Annotated in this window: 4 protein-coding genes; all 4 read left to right on the plus strand. The window is 55.8% G+C overall.

Annotated elements, in window-relative coordinates; all coding sequences use genetic code 11:
* Positions 1-751: 751 nt before the first annotated feature.
* Positions 752-1741, plus strand: coding sequence for a helix-turn-helix domain-containing protein (locus AC1DUB_RS28190; RefSeq protein ID WP_477732375.1), 990 nt, complete (start codon positions 752-754; stop codon positions 1739-1741).
* A gap of 114 nt (positions 1742-1855) precedes the next feature.
* A complete protein-coding gene (locus AC1DUB_RS28195) occupies positions 1856-2068 on the plus strand; it encodes a helix-turn-helix domain-containing protein (protein ID WP_477732378.1) in 213 nt (70 codons plus the stop codon).
* Positions 2065-2859 (plus strand): hypothetical protein, encoded by a 795-nt coding sequence (locus AC1DUB_RS28200; protein WP_477732376.1) that lies wholly within the window; start codon positions 2065-2067, stop codon positions 2857-2859. Before AC1DUB_RS28195 ends, AC1DUB_RS28200 begins: the two co-directional genes overlap by 4 nt.
* Before the next feature lie 32 nt (positions 2860-2891).
* Positions 2892-3263 (plus strand): hypothetical protein (locus tag AC1DUB_RS28205; RefSeq protein ID WP_477732377.1); only part of this gene is annotated, 372 nt, incomplete at its 3' end.

Below are 3263 nucleotides of genomic sequence, written 5' to 3' on the forward strand. Positions count from 1 at the left end.
CCATGAAGCTGTGACCCGGCAATTCGACGACCTCGACCAAGTTGAGGTATCGCTCGATTTCGTCTCTGAAGGCGTCATGCGTAGCCAACCCAAGAAAGAAGCCACCGAGACGTTGCAGCGTCATTCGACGGCCAAAAGCACCAGTGGCAAATGGTCGCAATAAGTCCGCCAGGGGTGGCTCAGGACGCGACGCAGGCGGGTTTGTAGCGATGCCTTGGTCGGTACTCGATTCCGTCGCCTTCGCCCGTTTAAGCCATCCCGCACGCTCGCTKCTATTCGAGATCGCGCGGCAGTTCGTTCGTGACAACAATGGGCGGTTGCTGGCGTCTGCTGCATACCTTTCAAAGCGCGGCTGGAACAGTACCGACGTGATAACGCGAGCCAAGCGGGAATTAATCGAGGCCGGGTTCATTTTTGAAACCGTAAAAGGTCACCGGCCAAATAAAGCCAGTTGGTACGCCGTGACGTGGCAAACGCTGGACAAGCTGCCCGGTTATGACGCTGGCGCTGTTGAATGCTTCGAGCGGGGCGCCTACCAGAAAGACCGGCCAGTGAAAAACGCAAGCCTTAGACCGTCTCACGGTGTAAAGAGCCCTTCTATTGCACCGTCTCACGGTGTAGGGAGGATGCCACCTACACCGTCTCACGGTGCTATCAGACCAGTTTTCACCTCCTCCTCTACACCGTCTCACGGTCACCATCTAGAGAAGCCATCTACTGCGACTCAAACCCCACACTTAGAGACAACATTATGAAAAAGTTTAAGCCGACTCAGACAGCCCGCGTCACCGCCCAGTATTGCCGTGCGATGGGGCTTGGACCCCGCCGGGCAACAGATACACACCTGCAACGCGAACAGGTCATCGGAGAAGCGATACCTGCAACGGCCACAGAAAACCCCGCCTCCATTGCCCAACCCACCCAAGGAACTCTCATGCCGCATTCAACAGATATCGAAACTGGGTCACCCATCGCAACAAATTCAGTCGTGAATTTCATGACGAACCAACTCCTGGGCAAGCCCCGTCCAGCGCCGCTGCCGATTGATGCAGCGGGTCAAAACGATATGGATGACAAGGAAGGTGCCGACAAATTGCCGGGATCGCGCGCCGCTGGGAATGCCGTGTTGCGCAAGGTTTTGGGGCGTCGCTTTGTCTCCGCACGCGAGCTCGCTGGGCTGGGCCAAACCGAATCTGCTCTGTCGATAGGCTGGGTAAACAGCACTCAGCTATCCCTGATTGAGCGCGGGGATCGTCTTCCTCCGCATGAAATTTTGCGTCGCGCAGCTTCGTTGTACGGCGTTAGTACCGATTACCTGCTGGGTTTGAGCGACGAACCTGAGCGTGACGTGCTCGCCGCCAGTCGCAACGGCGCACTTCGCCGTATGCAGGGGCTACTTGAGACCAACGCGCGGGCGGTAACTGAAGCGCTGCTGTACGCGGTCAAGGGCGACACCACTACCGAACTGCGGTCGATCAAGTTCGTCAGTGAAATTGAAGCTTTGCTGAATGGGATTGATGCGTTTCAAGCTTCAAATTCCGATGTTTTTGACGAACTGCGATCTGGCGCCATGCTGGTACGCCGCGCGCGGGACGCACGTCAGGCGCTTCAAAAAGTCGTCAATGTGATGGAGAACCTTGACCGCAGAGCTGCATGCGCCGTTGAGCGGGCCCGGCAGGCTATGGAGGCGGCGTCCCTACAAGAAATTGACTTTAAAGAGCCAACAAGTAGGACAGCGTGACTGACATCTAAGTTTGATGGCCTCGTAGGTTCGCGCAAAGAATTGGGAAAAGACGTGGCCGCCGGTAGTTGTCCGCGCGTGATGATTGGCCATCAAATATTTTTTGAAGGCTATATGGATACGTCGATTGAGTCTCTTTTGACCACCGCAGAAGTCGCAGCCCTACTAAGGAAAAGCCCGAGAACTGTGGAATCTTGGCGCATTGCGGGACATGCGAGCACGTTGCCATTTGTTAATGTCGAGGGCCAGCCGCGTTACCGGCGTTCAGACGTTCAGGCCTACATTGAATCCCACGTCTGTAAAGCCGCTCCGAGGACATCGACGTGAGCGGCGTTGATAGAGGGACCGCGTACCCGGTGCTGTCGTCGGACTGGACCGGCTTATCCCGGCATTTGATCGCTAGCTTCTTTCCAGTTCGGCGCGTGGTTGAGGGCGTCAATGTCCGCTGGGAGCGCGAGCCCAATTCGACAGAGGTTCAGGCTCCGCTCACAGATGGCACCATCGATCAGAGCGCCAACTGGATATCTCCCTTTGAAAACCAGACAGCCGACGCCAAGCTGTCAAGCCTGTCATCCATGTTGCAGATGGGCGGTTTTGATGCCATCGTCAACTCTCTTCAGCAATTTGCCGGTAAGGACAACGTGGTCGGTGGGGCACTCAGTTCGACTGGAAAACAGCTTGCCACATTGCGGGGAAAGTCCGCTGTGACCAAGCTCAATTCAACTCAGATTTTCAGCGGTATGCCGCCGCTCAAGATCACCGCCACGGCGCACTTCCGCGCGCTGTATGACGCAAATGCTGAGGTCCGCCAGCCGATGGATCAGCTCATGAAGTGGACGCTGCCTAAAAAGCTATCCACCCAAGGGCTGGTGGGCAACGTGCTGGACAGTAGCCAAGAAATAGGCTGGCGCACCGTCTACCCTTCAGACGCGCCCCAGATCATCGGCATGAGCTACGCCGACTCCCTGTTCATGCCCATGGTGATTGAGCATATGCCTCAACCGCTGACAAGTCCCCGGGACATCGACGGTCGGATGTTGCACACATCCGTGACCTTCACTATCGCCAGCTTGACCGCATTGGATCAAAAAGACTGGGCCGAAACCCGCCGCTTTTGAGTCAAACCACTTTTTACTACCGGAGTCCCTAAATGCACCCAACTTTTGCCAAATTCTTTCACACCATACGCGCCTACGCTGCAAGCGCTCCCAACGGCCAAGAAGCCAGAGAAGCCAGAGACGCGATAAAAATCGTTTGTCATGACCAGCAGGTTACGAATCTTGCTAACAGGTGCGCGTTTGCCATGCAGRAATTGATCAAAAAATCTGGGTATCCCGGATTCATCCGCGCAGCAGCCGCTGCATCGCTGAAGGGGCAAGACCCATCCCAATACCTGGAGCGCCAGCTCAAAGCGATTCAATCCGAAATTTCTGACGTAGAGAAGCATTTGGCGCTCGAAGAAACGCGTCTAAAGCAGGAGTCTCAAGAAATGCTTCCAGTGCTGATTGCCGTGGGGGAATTC

The organism is Polaromonas sp. P4_F9, from assembly GCF_056401235.1.